The 20,533-nt window shown below is 47.9% G+C and carries 28 protein-coding genes; 19 read left to right on the forward strand and 9 right to left on the reverse strand.

Going from position 1 to position 20,533, the window contains the following annotated elements:
- Window positions 1-130: 130 nt before the first annotated feature.
- The gene (locus AMBT_RS22465; protein ID WP_013785928.1) at window positions 131-346 is read right to left on the reverse strand and encodes a glutathione binding-like protein; all 216 of its coding nucleotides are present in this window, start codon (window positions 344-346) and stop codon (window positions 131-133) included.
- A gap of 456 nt (window positions 347-802) precedes the next feature.
- Here AMBT_RS22465 and AMBT_RS17240 point away from each other — a divergent pair, with 456 nt between their 5' ends.
- The 5 genes from AMBT_RS17240 (at window position 803) to AMBT_RS17260 (ending at window position 3,571) form a co-directional block, all read left to right on the forward strand.
- Window positions 803-1,213: a hypothetical protein gene (locus AMBT_RS17240; protein ID WP_013785929.1), complete on the forward strand. Its 411-nt coding sequence runs from the start codon at window positions 803-805 to the stop codon at window positions 1,211-1,213.
- A gap of 141 nt (window positions 1,214-1,354) precedes the next feature.
- A complete protein-coding gene (locus AMBT_RS17245) occupies window positions 1,355-1,801 on the forward strand; it encodes a hypothetical protein (protein WP_013785930.1) in 447 nt (148 codons plus the stop codon).
- A gap of 25 nt (window positions 1,802-1,826) precedes the next feature.
- Entirely contained in the window at window positions 1,827-2,579 is a 753-nt protein-coding gene (locus AMBT_RS17250; RefSeq protein ID WP_013785931.1) for a phospholipase D family protein, read from the forward strand.
- 36 nt (window positions 2,580-2,615) lie between these two features.
- Window positions 2,616-3,359: a hypothetical protein gene (locus AMBT_RS17255; RefSeq protein ID WP_013785932.1), complete on the forward strand. Its 744-nt coding sequence runs from the start codon at window positions 2,616-2,618 to the stop codon at window positions 3,357-3,359.
- Window positions 3,359-3,571, forward strand: a complete 213-nt coding sequence (locus tag AMBT_RS17260) for a hypothetical protein (RefSeq protein WP_013785933.1) — start codon at window positions 3,359-3,361, stop codon at window positions 3,569-3,571. Before AMBT_RS17255 ends, AMBT_RS17260 begins: the two co-directional genes overlap by 1 nt.
- Before the next feature lie 4 nt (window positions 3,572-3,575).
- Here AMBT_RS17260 and AMBT_RS22610 read toward each other — a convergent pair whose 3' ends face one another.
- Together AMBT_RS22610 and AMBT_RS17265 are read right to left on the reverse strand one after the other, a co-directional pair.
- Window positions 3,576-3,749, reverse strand: a complete 174-nt coding sequence (locus tag AMBT_RS22610; RefSeq protein ID WP_013785934.1) for a hypothetical protein — start codon at window positions 3,747-3,749, stop codon at window positions 3,576-3,578.
- 3 nt (window positions 3,750-3,752) lie between these two features.
- Entirely contained in the window at window positions 3,753-4,124 is a 372-nt protein-coding gene (locus tag AMBT_RS17265; protein ID WP_013785935.1) for a hypothetical protein, read from the reverse strand.
- Between the two features lie 203 nt (window positions 4,125-4,327).
- Between AMBT_RS17265 and ssb the strand changes: the two genes are divergently transcribed.
- On the forward strand, window positions 4,328-4,849 hold the full coding sequence (ssb, locus tag AMBT_RS17270) for a single-stranded DNA-binding protein (protein WP_013785936.1): 522 nt from the start codon (window positions 4,328-4,330) through the stop codon (window positions 4,847-4,849).
- A 64-nt stretch (window positions 4,850-4,913) separates the two neighbouring features.
- A complete protein-coding gene (locus tag AMBT_RS17275; protein WP_013785937.1) occupies window positions 4,914-5,117 on the forward strand; it encodes a hypothetical protein in 204 nt (67 codons plus the stop codon).
- Between the two features lie 79 nt (window positions 5,118-5,196).
- On the opposite strand, the gene AMBT_RS17280 is transcribed toward AMBT_RS17275, so the two are convergent.
- Complete coding sequence (locus AMBT_RS17280) at window positions 5,197-6,252, reverse strand: RNA-guided endonuclease InsQ/TnpB family protein (RefSeq protein WP_013785938.1); 1,056 nt, start codon at window positions 6,250-6,252, stop codon at window positions 5,197-5,199.
- Window positions 6,253-6,543: 291 nt separating this feature from the next.
- Here AMBT_RS17280 and AMBT_RS22740 point away from each other — a divergent pair, with 291 nt between their 5' ends.
- The 9 genes from AMBT_RS22740 (at window position 6,544) to AMBT_RS17325 (ending at window position 11,536) form a co-directional block, all read left to right on the forward strand.
- Window positions 6,544-7,071, forward strand: a complete 528-nt coding sequence (locus tag AMBT_RS22740; protein WP_013785939.1) for a hypothetical protein — start codon at window positions 6,544-6,546, stop codon at window positions 7,069-7,071.
- Between the two features lie 191 nt (window positions 7,072-7,262).
- Window positions 7,263-7,514: a hypothetical protein gene (locus AMBT_RS17290; RefSeq protein ID WP_013785940.1), complete on the forward strand. Its 252-nt coding sequence runs from the start codon at window positions 7,263-7,265 to the stop codon at window positions 7,512-7,514.
- An 11-nt stretch (window positions 7,515-7,525) separates the two neighbouring features.
- The gene (locus tag AMBT_RS17295; protein ID WP_013785941.1) at window positions 7,526-7,828 is read left to right on the forward strand and encodes a hypothetical protein; all 303 of its coding nucleotides are present in this window, start codon (window positions 7,526-7,528) and stop codon (window positions 7,826-7,828) included.
- Between the two features lie 241 nt (window positions 7,829-8,069).
- Window positions 8,070-8,507, forward strand: a complete 438-nt coding sequence (gene parS / locus AMBT_RS17300; protein WP_013785942.1) for an Xre family toxin-antitoxin system antitoxin — start codon at window positions 8,070-8,072, stop codon at window positions 8,505-8,507.
- Window positions 8,504-8,968: an RES family NAD+ phosphorylase gene (locus AMBT_RS17305; RefSeq protein WP_013785943.1), complete on the forward strand. Its 465-nt coding sequence runs from the start codon at window positions 8,504-8,506 to the stop codon at window positions 8,966-8,968. Before parS ends, AMBT_RS17305 begins: the two co-directional genes overlap by 4 nt.
- A gap of 227 nt (window positions 8,969-9,195) precedes the next feature.
- Complete coding sequence (locus AMBT_RS17310) at window positions 9,196-9,384, forward strand: hypothetical protein (RefSeq protein WP_013785944.1); 189 nt, start codon at window positions 9,196-9,198, stop codon at window positions 9,382-9,384.
- A 91-nt stretch (window positions 9,385-9,475) separates the two neighbouring features.
- A complete protein-coding gene (locus AMBT_RS23085) occupies window positions 9,476-9,601 on the forward strand; it encodes a hypothetical protein (RefSeq protein ID WP_257720339.1) in 126 nt (41 codons plus the stop codon).
- A complete protein-coding gene (locus AMBT_RS17315; RefSeq protein WP_013785945.1) occupies window positions 9,571-10,968 on the forward strand; it encodes an IS4 family transposase in 1,398 nt (465 codons plus the stop codon). Before AMBT_RS23085 ends, AMBT_RS17315 begins: the two co-directional genes overlap by 31 nt.
- Before the next feature lie 325 nt (window positions 10,969-11,293).
- On the forward strand, window positions 11,294-11,536 hold the full coding sequence (locus tag AMBT_RS17325; protein WP_013785947.1) for a hypothetical protein: 243 nt from the start codon (window positions 11,294-11,296) through the stop codon (window positions 11,534-11,536).
- A 15-nt stretch (window positions 11,537-11,551) separates the two neighbouring features.
- Here the strand turns inward: AMBT_RS17325 and AMBT_RS17330 are convergent, their stop codons facing one another.
- The 3 genes from AMBT_RS17330 to AMBT_RS22010 all read right to left on the reverse strand — a co-directional run bounded on the left by AMBT_RS17330 (window position 11,552) and on the right by AMBT_RS22010 (window position 13,457).
- Window positions 11,552-12,259 carry an RES family NAD+ phosphorylase gene (locus tag AMBT_RS17330; RefSeq protein ID WP_013785948.1) on the reverse strand — a complete coding sequence of 236 codons (708 nt, stop codon included), beginning with the start codon at window positions 12,257-12,259 and terminating at the stop codon, window positions 11,552-11,554.
- A gap of 68 nt (window positions 12,260-12,327) precedes the next feature.
- Window positions 12,328-12,699, reverse strand: coding sequence for an MbcA/ParS/Xre antitoxin family protein (locus AMBT_RS17335; protein WP_013785949.1), 372 nt, complete (start codon window positions 12,697-12,699; stop codon window positions 12,328-12,330).
- A gap of 89 nt (window positions 12,700-12,788) precedes the next feature.
- The gene (locus tag AMBT_RS22010; protein WP_013785950.1) at window positions 12,789-13,457 is read right to left on the reverse strand and encodes a TetR/AcrR family transcriptional regulator; all 669 of its coding nucleotides are present in this window, start codon (window positions 13,455-13,457) and stop codon (window positions 12,789-12,791) included.
- 44 nt (window positions 13,458-13,501) lie between these two features.
- Between AMBT_RS22010 and AMBT_RS17345 the strand changes: the two genes are divergently transcribed.
- Both AMBT_RS17345 and AMBT_RS17350 read left to right on the forward strand, forming a co-directional pair.
- Window positions 13,502-14,527: an efflux RND transporter periplasmic adaptor subunit gene (locus AMBT_RS17345; protein WP_158306776.1), complete on the forward strand. Its 1,026-nt coding sequence runs from the start codon at window positions 13,502-13,504 to the stop codon at window positions 14,525-14,527.
- Window positions 14,524-17,565 (forward strand): efflux RND transporter permease subunit, encoded by a 3,042-nt coding sequence (locus tag AMBT_RS17350; protein WP_013785952.1) that lies wholly within the window; start codon window positions 14,524-14,526, stop codon window positions 17,563-17,565. Before AMBT_RS17345 ends, AMBT_RS17350 begins: the two co-directional genes overlap by 4 nt.
- 84 nt (window positions 17,566-17,649) lie before the next feature.
- Here AMBT_RS17350 and AMBT_RS17355 read toward each other — a convergent pair whose 3' ends face one another.
- Window positions 17,650-18,264, reverse strand: coding sequence for a DUF938 domain-containing protein (locus AMBT_RS17355; RefSeq protein ID WP_013785953.1), 615 nt, complete (start codon window positions 18,262-18,264; stop codon window positions 17,650-17,652).
- A 211-nt stretch (window positions 18,265-18,475) separates the two neighbouring features.
- Here AMBT_RS17355 and AMBT_RS17360 point away from each other — a divergent pair, with 211 nt between their 5' ends.
- Window positions 18,476-18,709, forward strand: a complete 234-nt coding sequence (locus AMBT_RS17360; RefSeq protein WP_013785954.1) for a bacteriohemerythrin — start codon at window positions 18,476-18,478, stop codon at window positions 18,707-18,709.
- A gap of 223 nt (window positions 18,710-18,932) precedes the next feature.
- On the opposite strand, the gene AMBT_RS17365 is transcribed toward AMBT_RS17360, so the two are convergent.
- A complete protein-coding gene (locus AMBT_RS17365; RefSeq protein WP_013784042.1) occupies window positions 18,933-20,237 on the reverse strand; it encodes an IS1380 family transposase in 1,305 nt (434 codons plus the stop codon).
- Window positions 20,238-20,533 lie beyond the last annotated feature (296 nt).

Here is a 20,533-nt window from a genome sequence, read left to right on the forward strand (position 1 = left end):
ATTTAGTTAGCATATGGGTTTAGCTAAAGCCTATTCCTCGCCAGAGCCTATACCCACAAAGGCCTGCATCTAAACAGGCCTATATTTAAATAGACTTACATCTAAACAAAGAAGGGCTCAACATTGGGTATTAGGCGTATGCGTACTCACCGCCTTTTTCTAGCGCTTGCTTATACGCAGGCCTTGCATGTACCCGTTTCACGTATTCCCGAATGGCAGGAAAATCTTTGGCATTCCCACTTGCCACTAATGACTCTAGTGGAAATATCATTTGTACATCAGCTCCGGTGGGTTGTTCACCGGCAAACCACGTGTGATGGGCAAGGTAAGACTCTACATAACGCAAGCTTTGGGCTAAATTGGGCCCATAATAGGCATTTAAAATTCCATCGATTAACTTATTCGTAATAGGTTTGATAAAGAAAGGTTTAGACCCTGAAGGTACTGTGGTTTGTCTTTATTTCGTTTTTAAGTTTGTTATTGGCACCGAGCTTTCTCGCATCAGCGAGTGTTTATGCGCCAGCCATCTTTGTTCTGGTTGCATCATTTGCTGTAAGCCAATACATCGCCAATTTTTCCAAGTTGTTTTGATTCTGACATTACAGCCCCTAAATTTTTGAGCTCTATGAAAAAAACTAATAGGAATGTAATGAATAATAACCCTGTCGCTGACAAGCCAAGCTTGAGCCGGAGCAGGTCGAACCAAGCTCGACTCAGTTGGGACGAATGTCGAACTTGGTTCGTCAGCAGAAGGTGCGGGTTGTCCGCTAACATTAACGTTAACGTATACAGGTGAATAGATATGAAGGCTACTAACTTCTTCTCTTCAAAAACAGGCAAGCTCGTCACTCTGGCAGGCTTATTCGCGGTAAGTGGCGCAGCAATGGCTACAGGTACCACAACAGGTATTGATAACATTCTGTCTGATGTTATTGCGTTCTTTGAAGGTCCATTTGGTAAGCTGATCATTGTACTGGCATTTGGTTACGGTCTAGTAAAGATTTTGGCGACAGACTGGATCCAAGTAGGAAGCGCATTCCTTGCAGGACTAACATTAGCAAACCTAAGTGACATTGTTGACTCAACGGGTGTGGGTGCAGCAGTCACAGCAGCAAAAGAAGAAATGATGCCGGTGGTTACCACGGCGGCCGTCAAAGCACAAGATATCGCATGTGCATGTGTGGATTGTGCATGTAAAGCATGTGGATGTTAATCCATCACTGACACAAAAAAGCGACCATAGTGTCGCTTTTTTTGTGTTTGAAATACCACCCGCCCGACCATCCTGCCCAACATGTAGCTTCAATACCAAGGAAAGATATGATGGCCGGCAACGTTATTGAGGAGAGAGTCCGTGAAATTAAGAAATACAGTGGTTGCCGTTATTGCCAGCGCATTTATTACACCAATAGCGAGTGCTGACGTGTCGTTCAGAGACATTAATCTCGTTGAAGGTGAATTTGAGAGTGTGTATCAATTCAACAAATACATGCAAAGAAACAATATAGAGATGCACGAAATGTTTGCGGAATGTGCAGCGTTTTTCGCAGTTGCCCAGCCTATCTACGAAAGCATGGGAGAAGGCGAAAGCATGCACAAGAAAAACATTGATTTGTTTTTAGCCACGCAGCATTTCGCAGGTGATGAGACGCTTAGCATAGTGAAAAGGAAAGCCACCAAATACCACCAATTCTTCGATAGAGCGGTGGCAGATAACAATGGTGGATACTATGGCGGCCGAACCGGAATAGCCAAAGGTGTATGTGATGATGCTCACATCTTTGCGAGTGCCTATAAGTAAGTGAAGGTAGAGGAGAATATAAAAGATGGCAAAATTCCTTAATACAAGCGCTACAAACTATTTCCTAGAAGAGCTCATTAAGAGCGCCTCAGAAAGACTCATTCTCATTAGCCCCTTCCTAAAGCTAAATGACCGTATAAAGGAGTTGCTTGAGGATAAAAACCGGCTAAAAATCGATGTTCGTATTATTTATGGTAAAAGTGAGTTACAGCCAGAGGAGATAAACTGGTTGCGCTCGCTAGACTATGTTCGTACATCGTTCTGTAAAAACCTACATGCCAAGTGCTATATCAATGAGCAAGGATGCATAATTACGAGTTTAAATCTGTACGAGTTTTCCCAAGTTAATAATAATGAAATGGGAATATACATTGACAGGATTGAAGATAGCCAAATCTACAGTGATGCTTTTGAAGAAGCTCAACGGATAATCAGGATTAGCGATGAAGTAAGAATTTCACTAGAAAAGGTAGCGCCAAGTGACAAGGTAAACAAAGGTAAAGCAACAGCTAATTCTCAACCTTCTCCCAAGCCTCAGAACCTAGCACCCGCTGCACTCATATCATCGAGCAAAATAGCCAAGAGTCTTGGCCAAACCACGGATGAGTTCTTGAGTAAACTTCAGCAGAATGGCTACATCGAAAATAAAGGTGGGGAAATGTCGCTCACGGACAAGGGAAAATCCATCGGTGGCGAACATGTTAAGAAGAGCCGGTTTGGCCCATACTTCAAATGGCCATCGGATTTCGATCCAAGCTGGTTAGAGGCAACTGAATAATAGAGAGAAAAGATAACACCATTTGAGGAGCGCTGAATGAAAATAGAACGCAATCTTCTACTTGATTACCAAGCAGCATGCAAGATGCTACCTAACGTCAAACCGCGAGTAGTAAGTAATATTCTCAATAGCCTGCTTGATAGAGTCAGGAGTCAAGTAGACATCCTTCATATGACAGCGGATACGCCAGAACCCACCATTGAGTACTGCGGCATTACGCTGTCCTTGTCGGACATACACAGCATTCGAGATACACCTGACTTCGGCAGGATAAAAACACCACCTCAAGGAGCTAGAATACTTATTTCGCTGTATCAGGCTGGCGGCTTGTTTTCAGAGCGTGACAAAAAAGCCAAGGTAGAAGCTGTCCATGACGAACTGATTGCTTATTCTGAATCTGAAGCAGCGCTCATCGATAAAACCCTCGCCATCAAGGAAGCACAGAGAAAGGCAAAAGAGGAGCGGGAGGAGCGTATCAACAACCCTCAAAACCTGTCTGTTACGGACTTTACATATTCATTGCTCAATGACATCTTCTTTGCACATCTGGGTAAATGCACCGGGCAACAGGAGATGAATATTGGCGGTATACCTGTCACCAAAACGGTACTACCGTATCGATCAAACTCAGGAAAAAGCCAAGACTTTGAAGTGGTATTCGAGTTCACGGATGAGAATGGTGAAAGCCAGCAAATTAGCAAGAGCAGTATGTACGCGGGAAATCGCCGAAATGATGCAGACAGAAACCACGGCCTACCCAACTCAAGGGGGTACCGGTAATGCAAAATCAAGCCGTGTTTGATATCACTGTGTCCGAGACGTACACAGAAGAAGCCGTCACCGTGACCATAAAAGCGACGTCACCCTCCTCTGCCCAGAGTTATGGTGATGTGTTGGCAACACAGATGCCTTCGCAGACAATCGACTGCGGCGATATGGGCCTGAACGAAACAGAATGGTTTTGCAGCGAAGTACGCCTGACCAACAAGTAACGGCCTACTGACTCTCTTTGTGCAATTCATCCAGCAGCGGCGGGAACTGTTTCGCTATTTTGGCTTTCGACCTCTCTCTGAAGGTCGCCATAAATTCATCCAGCCGCCTCTTGTCTTCAGGTCTGGGGTTCTTGCTGGAAAGGATAAATGCAAGCGGAACCCGTGATACACGCGCCATACCCTACCCCGCAATTTTGTGTTCAGACATTGGCGTCCGTGGCTGACCAAGAGCACTATAGTCACGAGGAGACAATAATGGCTGGTCTTTCGCCTCCATGACAATATAGACCACATTGCCTTCTACATAGGCCACCAGCGTCGCCTCATCATTACAATAAGTGAATGAGTCTTCGAATCGCTCCCTGTAAGCCGGATTAATGCGAAAAAACGTTAAGTAACCATTCTGAAACCGCATTGCATCATTAGTACAAACCGTTCCGCCATAACGCATATTTTCAAAGTCCGTGGGCGACACCATGACAGAGAGGTACTCATTATTGGGTGTATCGCCAATACTGACATTGGTGTAGTTACGACTGATTAAAAATTCCATGCTCGCCTCATTACTGTATTTATGTACAGCTTAATTATGGACTGTATGCCAACCACAGACAAGTCATATTGCAGTCTTCGACAGACGCCATCTTTTACGGTTGCCACATGCCCAAAGCGTAGTCGCATTACTCAGGTAAGGCATTATTAAGATGTCTTTCGAGACAAGGTTAAACACTTTAATCCAATTTGAGGAAATATGTTATGTCACAAGGTTTTTTTGAAGTGAAAGCGAAAGCAAACATCGGCTCTATCGAAGTCAACACATTGCCGTCAGGTGATTTGGTTGCCAACCTATCACTTGCCGCCACCAAGAAGTACAAAGACAATCAAGGTCAGCAGCAGGAAAAGACCACATGGATAAGCGCCACAGCTTACCGTCGCACCGCTGAGTTACTGGACATGCTCGCGCAGCAAGGTACTGAAATATTTGTCACAGGCTCGCTGGTGGAAGATAAGTGGGTTGACCAGAACAACCAAAATCGCTCTAAGGTTGGTATTGTGATTGACACCTTTGATGTGCTTCGTCGCGGCAAAGAGCATCAAAATGCGCAAAACAACGCCAACTATAACCAAAGCAATGGTCAGGGCTATAATCAAGCACCTAATCAAGGTTATAACAATCAGGGCTATCAGCAGCCAAACAATCGCCGTAACAACGCACAAGGCGGTTATCAGCAGCAAGGCAATTATCAACGCCAACCTATGTCACAACGCGCCAGCTAATTGAACAACAACCGCAACGGGCTGCCTCATTGGTAGCCCTTTTTGGCAAACACAAGAGGTCTCGATGAGCGAATTAAAGACAAAGCTATGGGAAATGGGCGTTACCACGGAAGATTTGGACAGCATTGTGGAGGAAGGCGCAAGCCGACTCGTGTCACGCGTTAATAATGAAGGAATGGCTGAGCAATTACGTTTTCTGGAAGAACAAGTGTGCATGTCAGAGAACGATATTCTTGCGGCTGTTCAGTCAGACATAGACAATATTTAGGTGAAAAATTGAAATTAACACAATATGTAATAACTGGCCGATGCTGTGATTATGACGACCATTTGACATCCTCCCGGCTCTAAAGAACCGGGATTCCTCCTTCGAGACGGCGATGCCCCGCCGCAGCAATGTTCCGAGCAGCGTTGATATCGCGATGATTTTGAGTACCGCAATCGCTACACGTCCATTGCCTTATTCGCAGACCAATTCTACCTTTCGGACTGCTGGTGGGTATTGTCCCACAGCACGAACAGGTCTGGGTTGAGTATGCTTCATTGATTTCTTCAAAATGGATACCTGCGTGAGCGCATTTGTATTCCAGTACCGTTTTGATTGAGCCCCAGCTAGCGTCAAGCACTGACTTGGCCAGTTTGGTTTTGACCATAGCTTGAGAACTCACATTGCCAACGAAGATTGCACTGCTGGTATTCACCAGCTTGCGCGTGAATTTATGTATGTTGTCTTTGCGACGATTTGCAATCTTAGCGTGGATTGCTTTAACACGTTGCTTTTTACGAGCACGTTGGGCAATACCTAATTGCTGTTGCAGTTTTCGGTATTCACCATTAGTAAGCTGTTCACCGTTTGATGCTGTCGCTGAATCTTTACAGCCTAAATCGATACCCAATAGCGATGTACCCTTTGATGGCTCAGCTTTAATAGAAACCACAACGTTAAAGTACCAACGACCACGGGCATCTTCAGAAAATGATGCAGTACGAAATGTATACTTTGATAACCCATAGCTATCCCACACGGAATAGTGTTTCCCGTTGAAATATATCTGTCCGTTTTTCCACTTAGCAGCACCAGTGTTAACTGGTATCCAGCCTAGAGAACGACGAACACCTCTTGATTTGCGCCAGTTCAATTGACGCTTTTTGAATTGCTTTCGTCGGGTAACGTATTCTTTCGAAACACACTGAACGGTTTGGCTATGCAAACCTAGTTCTTTTGCTGCGCCGTTTGTGTATTTTTGGATGTCATAGGCTGACAGGAAAACGCCGCGCTCCCTGATACTTCTTGAACTCAGATCGTTGATATAATTCCATACAAAATTAACCTGTCGTGCTTGTTGCTTAAGCTCGCTGCAATGTTTATCTCTGACACGGAGTTTCAGGGTTTTAGTATGCATACACTGTTATTATATACAGTTATTACTATTTAGCTACAAAATAGAAAAATTTACTGATCATTATCGGCTTACGCCGATGCGCTCATATCCCTGCACTAAAGTACAGGGCTTTCCGCGCTATATAGGTAAATCAGAACTATCGCACATCGTTTAATGCGATGCTGTCATCGAGGGGCTGGCAACCAGCCCTAAGTCTCCCACGGACGTAGTATCAACCTGCCCAAACCATAGTCGCATTGCGTCGAGTCGGTATGATTTAACCATATCAATGAGTTACACGAGGTAAGCGTTATGGGTATGTTTTCTTACATGGACAAGATCACTGGAGAGCAAATCTGCGGTGGCGACAATGTTCGTCTATATCGCCTTGTCAAAGGGAAAGTTGTTGAGGAAATGCGTGGCACATACAACAACTATGGGGCAGTAGATGTAGAAGACCAAACCTACCACGCCGTGCTCAAGGACGGAGAAATGAAATCGGTCACAGACGAGATGCGAAATGCTGTCAGTTTCTCTGGAGACATCTGGATAAGCGAAGAATGGGATGGCATCGTAGATGAGCATTTTTCTGACGACGAGACATCAGGCATTTGCGCGATACTGGAATCAAACTATTACAATGGATTTGCCCCTACTGAACGCTCACTGGATGATCCAGACCAAGGCTGGCGTCAGGAAGACGAGGAAGATGACTGGGAAGATGACTGGGAAGATGAGGATGAGGAGGACGAAGCAGACGATTGGGAAGATGATGAGGAGGATGATGAGGAGGATGAAGACGCACTCGAAATCGACAACGCAGCATATGGCGAATATTAATCTCTATTAGTGCGAATTGGGTTTTCATCAAACCGACCAGAGGGTTTTGAATTTAAAGCCCTCTCCCTTCCTTCCGCCGCAATACGATAACACGTCCCTCATAGACAAAAACCCACCTGCCCAAATCATGGCGGCATTGCTTTGAGACGATATTATTTAACCACATCAATAATTTACAAAGGGTAAACGCTATGGGGTTTTATGTTATCGCCACAACAACTGGAGATATTGATACAGCAACAGACGATGAACAAGTTGCTTTCCAAGAGACATCTCAAGGTTGGATAGGCTCGTATCGCGGTGAGCGATTAGGCTCTGTTTTCTTAGACATGAGCGAAGCCGCAATCAATATTATGGCGAAATTCAAAGCAAAATATCCTAATACGAAGTTCATACCAACGGAAGATGGGGAGATGTTTGGACTGAACGAATCAAGGATATAGGAGCCGTTTCGATGAGCACTATTACACGACAAGACATCACTGTCATGTGGCAGGAAGCGTTCAACACCTGCCAATGCGAAAAGCGTTCAGCGGATAAGGTTGTCGCTCAACTACCCACATCATTGAAAGCAAAGGCTTCGGCGGCGTTATCTGAGGTCACTTTTAATCGCCGTCGCTACGGGACAGGACAATTCTATTGCTTCCCGAACCACCCGCTATTCAATCGGGATACGCTCGACCCTTGGCCTGCCGTCCAATATCCAAAAGCTGTTCTCTTGGTTGAGTTGGCAAGACGTTTGGCGGCGCAGCTATGACAGATAGCTACGATTGCATCAAATGCGCTCCAGAGCGCGATGAGCGGTTTTATGCGGTCAAGGACTTGCTAAGCAACCTGTACTATCATTTTTCGTCTGAGGAGGCCGCTCGTGCGTTCTGCTACGAAATTGAACGGCCAAGCTATGTCGGGTAAGGACCGAAAAACCCAATCGTACTGCATGATGCAAACTCACCAATCATGTGATATAATGCGTTCATATCACTTGAGGTAGTTTTGTTATGTTGGAATTTATCCCACAGAAAACCACTAACCCGTCAGTCTGGGAGCGTGTCGGTATCCCTGAGCGGGGTTCCCGTCTGCACGATGCTATCCATCGTGGACTTCCTTTTGATGTCTATCATCGCATTGCGAAGGTGTCTCTGATGGACAAGGCTGAGATTGCTCACATCCTTCATCTCGCTCCGGCCACCTTGAGCCGTCGTGCCAAAGAAAAGCGCTTCAAAGTTGAAGAGGGCGACAAGTTCTTTCGTTTGGCTGAGCTTATCAGCGCCGCCACAGAGTTGTTTGAGGGTGATGAAGCCAAAGCTATCGCATGGCTTAAGAAGCCTGCAAAAGGACTAGGGAATAAACGCCCTATCGATATGGCAGCCACCAGCGCCGAAGCCAAGGCAGTACTTGATCTGATTGGTCAACTCGAACACGGCGTATTTGCTTGAGCCAACTCCACCTTTATCGCATCGTGAAAAAGAAATGGGCGCACACCGCATTTGACGGTGAAGGCGCCCTGCGTCACGGTGGTCGATGGAATAGCGCCGGGCGAGCTTGCATCTATACCGCATCCAGCGAATCATTAGCGGTCCTTGAGGTGTTGGTGCATCTGGAAGATGACGACTGTCTAGAACACTACCGCTTATTCAGGTTAAGCGTTGACGAATCTAAGGTACTAAACTTGAGCACTCTACCTGACAACTGGCGCGAATATCCGGCTCCCAAAGAAACCTCAAACATTGGCGATCAATGGCTTGCTTCTCAGGCAAGCTGCGTCCTTCGCGTACCGAGCTGCATTGTCCCTCGCGAACACAATTTCCTTATAAACCCATCACACCCGGACATCGACGAACTGCTCTCCAACGTCGAAGAGCTTCCTGTGAATTTCGATCCGCGCCTCATGGAATAAGTCCACTGTTCCGGGTAGCGCCATTTATTATTGAAGTTGTAGGTAAGCTACGTACACGCAAGGTAATTCACGTCAGTCGCGGACAATAACACTCAGTCACTTACGGACACAGCCTATCTCGCCTAACAATGCTACGCTCCTTACGGTTGCTTTGCCCAAACCATAGTCACAATAACAGCTTTCGCTATGATAGTTACATAGTGAAGTTCTCAGCAAGGAAATCATCGATGACGAAAACACACATCATTGTGAAAGCGCCATTAAATACCGCGTTCCCGGACAAGCCCACCTTCGAGGGTACGATGACGGAGGCCGATGCACACAAGCGATGCAGGGAGCTCAACAGGCAATTGCGTCAGGACGCAGAGTTTTCTTATAACTCAAGTTTCGGGGTTCAAAAACAGCAGAAATTATAGCTTAAGTTACTGAATAGTATAAATAAAAATAGCCTTTTCGTGGTATAATGTTAGTTGTCTAGACATAACAAATACAACTCAAAGGCTACACATGAATTCTGACACAAGCTCTTCTGTTTTGCCATCACTCACCGCTGAGTATTTAAGCCGCCACGATGTTCAAGTGGATAATCTGTTTAGCAAAGCATGGCAGCGCATCGGTTTAATCGACTGCTGAAACAAGCGCGGTTTTCAAAGCGTTCAGGATCACCCGTCAGTGATGTAGTGTACCTTTTACTGCTTTGGGTCTGGCTCAAAGCAGACTCAATTGCGATGTTTTCAAGGGAGTCGTTACAAAGCTTCTCGATCACTAAGAGGGATGCCCTTTATGATCTTCTTAATCGGGAGGATCTGGATTGGCGCAAGTTGCACCTTCAAACAGCGAAGACCGTCATCAGTATGACTGACCACAGCACCATACGCGCCTATGTTGTTGATGATTCAGTTAAAACACGGCGCGGTAAAACCATGCCAGGCATCTCCAGCCACTTTGATCACCTCAACGGTCGTTGTGTGATGGGGCAGCAAATCCTGACCCTAGGACTGGCGACTGAAAAGCAATTTATCCCTTTAGATAGCGAACTCTATATCAGTCGAGTTAAATCACAACCTCTGACCAAAGCCTTTGCCGATGGTCGCAGTATCGCCGCAAAACGTTATCGTGATGCGCAGTCAATGACTAAACCGGAGATGGTCCATGGCATGATTAAGCGAGCCGATCGGTCCGGCATTCATGCACAGTATTTTTTAGCCGATTCATGGTTTGCCAGTAAGTCCATGCTGGCCTTTATGGAAGCGCAATCGTTAGTCTCCATTGTCCGTATGAAGAAAAATAAAATGAGTTACCGCGTGGCCGGTAGTGACAAGGTTCTCTCAACAGCGGCTGAGCTATACCAACATCACATCAAAGGCCAATGGCAGAAGGTTAAGGGCAGGCCATACCAGTCTAAGGCGATCACCGTTGAGTTAAACTTAGCACAAACCCTCGATGCACCTGATCACTGGATCAAGGTCAAGCTGCTGTTTGTACGTGGCGTTAACGAAGAAAAACAGCGTGCTGGAAAGCATGATTGGGCCTTGTTTTTATCCACCGACACTCACCTCAGTGATGAGAGAATACTCGAAATCTATGCATTACGCTGGGGAATCGAAGTGTACTTTAAGGAAGCGAAACAAAAGCTTGGGTTCCTTAAAGAGCAGAGTACACATTACAGTGCTTATATCGCCTCCATCCATTTAACGGCTCTGCGATTCTGCTTGCTGCTATTGACTCAACACGAGGAAGGTGCCGCTCGACTGAGTTATAGTCGTAACGACATGATCAACAGTCTGTGCACCTTAGATTTTGCCAGCCGACTCTGGGTTATCTTTAGAGCGCTGATATCGGGAGCGCTTGATGAGCTCAGCAAGCTATATGGAGTCAGCGTCGCCCAAGAGATCATGAACCAAATAGACAAAACGGTTCAGGAGTTCTTTATGCAAGTCATGCAAATGGATACCTTCACGCTGAGGCTAGAAGCCAAATCTATTGGTGATGAGTACTGATTTTAAGCTAAACTGAACTCCGAAACTTGAGTTATTACTCTCGGTGATGTAAAAGCCATTTTTTTCTATGCAAGCTTGTTTCCTGCATTTGTCGATCTGACGACTATCGCCACGTCAGACATTGCAACGATTATTGTGTTGACTGTCGTTGCAGTCGGTGGTGTTAAACTGGGTTATGCGTATTTCGCCAGCAGGATTCTGTCCTGGACTAAGGGCAGAGCACCAGGCGTTGTTAAAAAGACCGCTGGCGGTTTTATGGTTGGTGCAGGCACATACCTTATGGTAAAAGCCTAATGAATTGAAAATCCCACGTTGGAGGTTGTAGATGGAAGATGATTTTGAAGTTGAAATGAGTGCTTTAAGCCAGGAGCTGACGGCTGAGGGTAAAACTGTTCAGGTCGATATTTACCGTGGCGACACGGGAGGCTGGATTCTTGAAGTGATTGATGAATCGGGTGTTTCGACAGTCTGGGAAGATGAGTTCGATACAGAGGAAGCCGCACTGGATGAAGTTAAGGCGACCATCAGAGATGAAGGAATTGATTCTTTAATTGGTATGGATGTGTAAATGACGCTGGGTTAATCATACCGGGTTCCGTGGTGCGGATGGGGCTGGCATAGGAAACAGCCTGTTAACAGAGAACTCCTCCAGACAAAAGCTGAAGACCTGTTGGGAGCCCATTGCTTTAAAGGTTACCTGTTCCTGGGTTAGTTCACAAAACCAGTTTTCTCTGGATTGCGGCGCCTGGTCAGTGAAGGCGATGGGGGTAAAGAGGGCTGCGCACAGCTCATCACGAGCTGAACGGGCCGATAGATATTCAAAGGCTTCTACTCCAGCTTCTCTCATGTTGGTGCCTAATGCTTGAGTCAGGGAGTACTCAGTGCGGTGGCGCAATGCTGCCGTGAATGCACTAAAGGGTGGCTGTTGAAGCTGGATACCTTTATCGGTCTTATAACCCACTGTGAACAGCGTATGCTCGGTGTTCAATTTTGCCGCAGGTGCCGTTCCTTCCATTGAGCGGAGAAACACAAAGCGGTAGAAGGCGGATTCTGCCAGGGTTACTTCAAGTGATTTTCCGCCGTAGAACAGGCTAGGTTCATGGATACGGCCAAATCGAGATCCCCAGTGTAAGGGAGGATAACGAAAAGGTGTTTTGAGCAGGTAGTGCAGGGTGTTTGGGTAGGTATCAGGATAGTCGGGTTTTGAGGTTTCAAGTAACTCTTCAAGCACCGCCTGTTCTTCGAGTGTGTCCACATAGCCTAGTGTGGCGACTTGTTCCTGATTTTCCACCAGGCGGTATAACAACCCCTCAATGGGTCTGATGCAGGCTTCGCCGTTACAGTCAGCCCAGATTATGGTTACACCTTGCCTCGTATCGCATCCAGGCAGGTCACCACACGCATAAGTCCCTGAACAGTTTGTACCTGTATAGCAGGAACACCGCCAGTAAGCTTGTTCTGTGAGCGCATGAAATGTTTGATCCAGGCCTGGTCACCCCCGGTGAGTGCAAATAGTGCCCGGGCGGCTCTGATCAACAGCAGGGCCAGTTCACCTTGTTTACTGTCGGGACTCAGGTCCAGGTTTTGCTTTAAGCGTGTTATCGCGGTTCTATGCACACCAATCACCTTGCCCAGCTCATCTTGCTTGAGTGTCAGCTGTTTGGATGCATTAAGTAGTGCTTTTGACAGGACAACAGCTGGGTCTGGTCGTTGCTTTAGTTGTGCAGTCATCTTGCTTTTCACTCCAGGATCTAACTTTTGATCTTTATTTTAGATGCAAATAAAGCAAAATGGTAATCAGTTTTACTAAATGAAACATTTCATCTCTGCCACAGCCTCCAGCACTGCTTCACAACAGCGTCAACATGCCTGTTGATTTCCTCACCAGGTTGTCTGGGTGGGAGTTGATGCAAGGCACGCACTATGTCCAGTCCTGCAAGCATGCTCAAAAACAACTCGGCGGCATGCTCAGTATCAGTACACTCTATACGTCCTGCCTCTTGTTGTATTTTTAACCAGCCGCTCAAGGTGTCTAAGGCGTTTTGAACACTGTTGTTGTACATGCTGTGCAGTAGATCCCGGTCTACTTCGTGCAGGCTGCCCAGCAAACGCAGAAAATTGAGGTGTTCATGGCTGAGTACGAAATGTGCCAGGTTTAGTGCAAAGTCATGCAGTGCTTGCCGAGGTGTTTGGCCCTGCTCAGGTTCGATAACCAGGTGTTGAAGCAAGCTATCGCACTGGCGATGAATGATGGCCTCGATCAGTGTGTTTTTTTCGTTAAAGCGGTTATAGACCGTTACTTTTGAAACGCCCGCTTTACGTGCGACCGCTTCTATCGAGAATTTAGCTGGGCCCTGGGTGAACAGAAGTTCTGTGGCGGCATCCAGAATAGCGACTTCTTTGCTGGGATCGACAGGTCGTCCCGATCGTGACTTACAAGGCACTTTTTTATCCATTTTAATTAGTGTACGATTGCCTTCATTAATCATAGTGTATTTTTGAGTCGATTACCATGCATAGACCCTTATTCTTTATGGCTATTGTGCTGTTAATGCTGGGCTGTAGTCCAGATAATGGTGCATCCAATGCACCTCAGTCTGCGGCTCCCTGGGTTCGAACTCTGGTAGTGAGTAATGCCTCTTCTGCTTTTCTGAAGCTATCCGGCACAGTAAAAGGGCGCTATGAAACACCCGTTGCCTTTCAGGTTTCGGGCCGTATTCTGGAGCGCTATGTTGATGCGGGTCAGCGGGTCGAAGCGGGGCAGTTGCTGTTCCAGTTGGACCCGCGTGATTTGTTAGCCTCGGTGCGAGTGGCTGAAGCTGACATGAAAACGACTGAAGCGGCATTGGCAATTGCACGCAGCGAGTTGAATCGTCAACAAACACTGGTAGACGGCCAGTTTGTCAGCCGCCAAACCCTGGAGCGTTATGAGCTGACACTGCGTGAAGCCATCAGTCGTCATCAGGCGGCTAATGCTGTGTTGGAGCAGGCACGTAATGCTGTGGATTATGCTGAACTGCGTGCTGAAAAAGCGGGCATACTGAATGCCGTGACAGCTGAGCCAGGACAGGTGGTCATCATGGGGCAGGCTCTGGCTACTCTGATTGACGATAGCTCACTTGAAGCGGAGGTATATCTGCCTGAAGGTGAGGATGCTCCAGCGTCTGGTAGCCTGTTGATTGATGGTGAATCATTAGCGATTACTTTGCGGGAGATGGCAGCCTCGGCTGATCCTGACAGTCGCAGTTGGCGGGCACGTTATCGTATTGAGTCGCGCTCTGATGCCTTAAGTCTGGGCAGTGTGGTACAGGTCAGGCTTGACCAGCCACTGCAGGAGACAACCTTTAGTGTGCCCCTGGGCGCACTGGATGAACGCAGTCAAGGCGCTCAGGTCTGGCAAGTAGTTGAGGGGCAGGTGCAGCCTGTGCCTGTGGAGGTGCTGGAGCTGAGCCAGGAATATGCCCGTATTCGCGCTTCCCTGACGCAGGGTAGTCGCATTGTTGCGCTGGGCACGCATTTATTAACGCCGGGCATGCAGGTCAGGGAGCAGGCGCGATGAATTTTCCCAATTTGTCAGCCCTGGCAGTGCGTGAACGCTCGGTAACCCTGTTTTTTCTTCTCCTGTCTGTCTTTGCCGGTGTCTATGCGTTTTCATCTTTGGGGCGTGCCGAAGACCCATCCTTCACTGTACGGGTGATGGTGGTGTCGGCTATCTGGCCCGGTGCCACACCGACCGAGTTACAGGATCAGGTTGTTGACCGTCTGGAGAAACGCATTCAGGAAGTGGAGTACCTGTATAAAATTGAAACCACGATACGTCCGGGTCGGGCCGATTTACAGATAGAGTTCGAGGACTTTTCACCCAGTGAAAGGGTGCCTGATCTGTTTTATCAGGTACGTAAGCGCATGCTGGATGAAGCCGGAAGTCTGCCTGCGGGGGTCATAGGTCCGATCGTTAATGATGATTTTTCAGATGTGTATTTCTCGCTGATTTCACTGACGGCACCGGGTATGCCGATGCACAGCCTCACCCGTGAAGCGGAATCTGTCCGTGATCGTTTACAGCGTGTGCCTGGCCTGCAAAAAGCGCTGTTACTGGGCGAGCGCAGTGAGCGGGTGTTTATCGACTTTGATATGAACCGCCTGAATAACCTGGGGTTGTCAGCAGAGCAGATTTTTGCCGCGATTGAAGCCAGTAATCGTATGATGCCAGCTGGCTTTGTTGACCTGGACGGGCCACGCGCCTACCTGCGTGTGGATGCTGATCTGGCGGACCTTGATCAACTGGCTGCTTTGCCGATACGTGTGGGAGACCATCTGTTAAAGCTGTCTGATCTGGCAGATATACGGCGAGGTTACGAAGATCCTCCCTCCTATATGATCAGGGCGGATGGTGAAGCGGCCATATTGTTGGGGGTGGTGATGCAGGCCGGTCAGAACGGCCTGGAGTTTGGTGAGCGTCTGACGGCCTTTATTGATGCTGAACAGGCCGCGTTACCCCTGGGTATGTCTTTGCATATGCTGACCAATCAGACCGAAGCGATCAGTCAGGCCGTTGATCTGTTTCAGATCAAGTTTCTGGTGGCGGTGCTGGTCGTTATGGCTGTCAGCTTACTGGCGATTGGCTTTCGTGCGGGTCTGGTGGTAGGTATTGCCATCCCCGTTACCATCGGCCTGACCTTCCTGTTGATGAAAATTACCGGGATCAATCTGGATCGTATCACTCTGGGTGCCTTGATTATCGCCCTGGGGTTACTGGTGGATGATGCCATCATCGCCATTGAAATGATGATCGTTAAAATGGAAGAGGGCTGGGAGCGGGTGCGCGCGGCCAGTCATGCCTGGAGTGTGACGGCCGCCCCTATGCTGTTTGGTACGCTGGTGACGGTAGCGGGTTTTGTCCCGATCGGCTTTGCCCAGTCAGGTGTGGGTGAATATGCCGGCAATATCTTTTGGGTGCTGGCCTTTGCACTGCTGGTTTCCTGGCTGGTGGCTGTGACTTTTACGCCTTATCTGGGAGTGAAGCTGCTGCCATCCTATACTCAGCATCAGGCTGGAGATATCTATCAAACACGTTTTTACCAGTATCTGCGAGGCGTGGTAAACACCTGTGTGCGTTATCGTAAAACGGTCGTGCTGTCGACACTGATGTTGTTGATACTCAGCGGTGTGGGTATGGCAACGCTGGTACAAAAGCAGTTTTTTCCAGGTTCAGACCGTCCAGAGGTATTGATCGATATTAACCTGCCGCAGGGCAGTGCAATCGGCACGACAGAAGCCACGGTAAAACGCCTCGAAGCCATATTGGAAACGCTGCCCGAAGTGAAAAGCCTGTCATCCTATATCGGTGCGGGTGCGCCTCGATTCTTTATTTCGGCTAACCCTGAACAGCCTGATCCGGCCTTTGCCAAGATCATTGCCATAGGCCATGATGCCGGTGCTCGTGATCGTATTATGGCGGAGATGAATCGTCACCTGGAGGCAGGTGAGTTTCCTGAAGCACGGGTACGCGTTACCCGTTTGCTATTTGGACCGCCGGTTATCTGGCCTGTCAGCTTTCGCGTGCTGGGCCCGGATACTGAAGTCTTGCGTTCCATCGCTCACGAGGTGCGTAATCTGATGGCGGCGCATCCCAATACCGTGATGCCGCACCTGGAATGGGATGAGCGTACACCCGCCTACTATCTGGATATGGACCCTGACCGTCTGCGGTTAATGGGACTGACGCCGACCGAGGTTGCGCAGCAACTGGCGTTTCAACTCAATGGTTTTAATGTCACCGATGTGCGTCAGGATGTTCGCAGCGTACAGGTGATCGCGCGCAGTGCACGCGAAGGGGGGCTGTTACCCGAGGCGCTAGAGCTTAAGACAGCGGATGGGCGCAAGGTGGCGCTCAGTCAGTTGGGCGAGTTGAGTATCCGCTATGAAGATCCGGTGATAAAACGCTATAACCGTGAACCCTTTCTGGCTGTACATGCCGATGTACAAGGAGCCCAGCCACCTGACGTGACCCATGCGATCTGGGCTGACATGCAGTCGCTGCTTGCTGAATTACCACCGGGCTATCGTATCGATATAGGTGGATCGGTTGAACAGTCTGGCAAAGCGGATAGCTCCATCCAGAAGCTGCAACCGCTTATGCTGGCGCTTATGCTGATTTTCATCATGCTGCAGATGCGCTCATTTACCGGCACGTTTGTGGTGATTGCGACGGCTCCACTCGGGTTGGTAGGAGCGGTGGCAGCACTGCTGTTGTTTAACCAGCCGTTTGGTTTTACCGCGCTGCTGGGGTTGATCGGTTTAAGTGGTATTTTAATGCGCAACACCATGATACTGGCGCAACAGGTGCAGGATAACTTCGATTCCGGTATGCAGGCGGGTGCCGCTGTGGTTGAGGCGGCGGTGCAGCGTTCCCGTCCGGTGGTACTAACCGCTCTGGCGGCGGTGCTGGCTTTTATTCCGCTGGCTCTGGATCTGTTCTGGGGACCCTTGGCCTATGTGCTGATTGGCGGTGTCGCTGTGGGTACGCTGATTACCTTGCTATTTGTGCCAGCGCTCTATGCATGGTTGTTCAAAGTGAAAGTCAGTGACTATTGAGTCGTTCACTATCTGCAGAGTTGATAGCCTGTAAAGAGTGGATTGCCAGCCTGGCGGGTACAGCAGTTCGGCTGCTGTACTTGCTCACTCCTTCCGAAATACCACCGATAGATTGTTAGCTGGCATGGGAACTACCGCTTGTCGTATCAGCCCTTGCTCTTTTGCCAGATGAGTGACCTCATCCAGATGGCGGATACCCCAGAGCGGGTTACGTTGGCGGAGTGATGCATCAAATGCCAGGTTGCTCTCGGCAGGGCTGACATCGGCCTGCCAGAAAGGGCCATAGAGGAAGAGGACGCCATCGTTACTGAGCAGATTTTGGGCTAATTTCATAAGCCCCTCGGCGGCTTGCCAGGGCGCAATATGGATCATGTTGATCGCCAGCAGGGTGTTGTAGTCACCCTGAGGCATTTCTGTGGGAGCGGTTACATCCAGGAGTCGGGCTGGAAACAGCTTTGGATGGTGGTCACTCTGTCGCCTGGCTTCGATGCTGCTTAAGGCTGTCGGATCTATATCGGTGGGTTGCCAGTGAACGACCTGTGAGAGATTTGAGGACAGATACACCGCGTGCTCGCCCGTTCCTGAAGCTATTTCCAGTACCCTGGCCGGATCGGGAAGGTATGTCTGCAAGACATTGAAGATCGGCTCTCTGTTGCGCCGTGTAGCGGGTGCATGGGCAAGCGAGTTTGATGGTTTCATCGCAGATAGGTCTCCCTGCAAAGCAAAAGGCTCTGTATCAGGGACATTAATCTACCGGAAGAAAAGGCCAGGGTCACGTTTCATTAACCTGTGGTGTTAATTCCCATAGCAAAAATTTACTGTATTTATCCCTTATGGATATATGGGAATAGGTGGCTGGTATACAATGTCTTTTTAAAGGTTTGAATTCGGCTATAAGGCTATTTTACACATGACATCACTTTCAGATGATGCAAACAACACGTTTGAAATCTTTCCCTGGAACCCGCAACTTGAGACGGGTATTGCGATTATTGATGATCAGCATCGTAATTTGGTGATCCTGCTGAACAAGCTGGGTCAGCAGTATGTGCAGGGTGTTTCCAAACAGGCTATTGAGCAAATTCTGAAAGAGTTGTCCGATTACGCTGACTACCATTTCCAAACTGAGGAAGCTATCTCCTGAATCAGTGACGAGTATTGCTTAAGATTACAGATCGGAGCAGTCACTGTTTTATCGCTCTTTAACAATCGATTTTATTCGTACTGATGTGCGCTTGCATTGCAGGCTACTGATTTTTGCCTATTAAAGGATTTTTCTCTGGTTAAAATTCAAACAATTTTGACCGATTTGGCATGCTGAGGCCTGGCTACTAGCCATGCAAGGAATGTTTGGTATATCGAGTATGTCAGGTAATGTGATACACGCGATTGAATGCGCTAAAGCCTGGACAATGAGAGCCAAACTTAAGTGTCAGCTGTCTACCGCTCTTCACGAGTCGGCAGGCCAGATACATCAACTCTTGCATAACGGTTTTCAATCGGCGACGTTTCGCTGAGTGCCGCACAGGTGAGTCAGATTGCATTAAGCCGCGTAAACCGATCCAGCGTAAGATGTTATAAGCCATGACGGCAAAGCCCATGACCAGATCGTTGGTCGCGAACTTCCCAGATGGCAGGCGCTCTAGATCCAAGTCAGTCTTGAACTCGCTATGGAACTGTTCACACAGCGCATGCCCTTTGTAGAGTTTAATCACCGTGGCGTCATCTGCCACATCTGAAGACAATGAGGTCAACCAGCCATCTAAGCTGATTTCAGGCTCCAAGAACAACTGACCTTTGGCATCAGAGTGTCTCACCGTAACTTTGACCACTCGACGCGTATTGGCCGCATCATCCAGCTGTTGAGAGAACACGGCTTCCATTTTACCGGGTCGTGGATGATGCCACTTCGCATGTGCACAGGCTTCATCGTACCATTGCCAGACATCCTGCTTTCGTGGGTTCCATTTAATCAGGAAGTCGACGTTTTGGTTGTTCAGAAAAACACGGTTTTCAAGCGCATCATGTGCACTATCCAGTCGGATCAGTAATGACTGATCGGTCAGCTGACGTGCTCTTGGAATCACGCGTTGAAGTACATTGATAAACTCAGCATTAGCATGCTGGCTGCCAGGGCGTAACTCACAACCTAAGCACCACCCTTGCTGACCCAAATAGGCAGCAATCGGCGCATAGCCATCATGCCCTTTGTAAGTGTAGGAAACACCTTCCTTTTTAGTGTCACTGTTATCCATGGGGAACACGTCCATATCCAAGGGAATATGCCCTGTTGAGAGCTCTGTTAGTGGAATGGATGCATTCTGTAAAAACTCAACACTGGCCGAACTTAACAGTGGTAGTAAATTAACGGCATCTTCATCAAAGCGCTGACGTAATCGCGCGGATGAGGGTGATTGTTTGATACCCATGGCGGCCTTGAAGTAGGGATCATGTCTGGCTTGTTCGACGGCTTCAAAGTCACTTTTGCCCAAGCAAACGAGTCCTACATACGTACGAATAAGATCGATATTAGCGATACCATGGCGTTTAGCGACATCACGAGAAGTCTTATGAAGTGATGTCATTTGGTTGATGCAATGACCAATGAGAGCAAGACCACCATGAGGTGTGATCACTTCGGTTTTAGACTGAACAAGCTTGAACTTACGCATGGTAGTAACATCACTGATTGGGTGAATGGACAGTGATGACTATTTTAACGTTGGAAGCCTTGCTATTGCAGGGTTTTGAACACATTTATTGAATCTGAAGTCACGGATTCAGGTACAAGTTAAGATAAACTAATGCCTGAGTCAGTGTGTTAATGGTAATAAAAAAAATAAATATATGAATTTAATACTCAAGTTTCGGGGTTCAAAAACAGCAGAAATTATAGCTTAAGTTACTGAATAGTATAAATAAAAATAGCCTTTTCGTGGTATAATGTTAGTTGTCTAGACATAACAAA

Source organism: Alteromonas naphthalenivorans (assembly GCF_000213655.1).
Classification (GTDB): Bacteria; Pseudomonadota; Gammaproteobacteria; order Enterobacterales; family Alteromonadaceae; genus Alteromonas; species Alteromonas naphthalenivorans.